Origin of the sequence: Arthrobacter sp. 260, from assembly GCF_013116745.1 — a bacterium.
GTDB lineage: Bacteria > Actinomycetota > Actinomycetes > Actinomycetales > Micrococcaceae > Arthrobacter_D.
On sequence record NZ_JABFOE010000126.1, the window covers coordinates 1 to 230 of the forward strand.

Sequence of the window (230 nt, forward strand, 5' to 3'; positions counted from 1 at the left end):
TATTAGTTTACCGGCGTTGCTTTTGACAGGGTTGGCGGCAATTGTCCCGTTTCCAACCATTCAAGAAGCACATCACGGTGAATGGCAAATACTGGTTAAAAGTCGCCTCGATACAGTCACAGGTAGTCATATGAATGAATACTTGAATATGTGGCAATCAATTCTCATCTTTGTCTCGCTTTTAGGAGGACTACTGATGATTGGCGTTGGTTTTGCCATGATTGATGGGC

General features: G+C 43.5%; 1 protein-coding gene. It reads left to right on the plus strand.

Annotated elements, in window-relative coordinates; all coding sequences use genetic code 11:
• On the plus strand, positions 1–230 hold a 230-nt coding region (locus tag HMI57_RS18970; RefSeq protein ID WP_216607724.1), incomplete at both ends, for a hypothetical protein.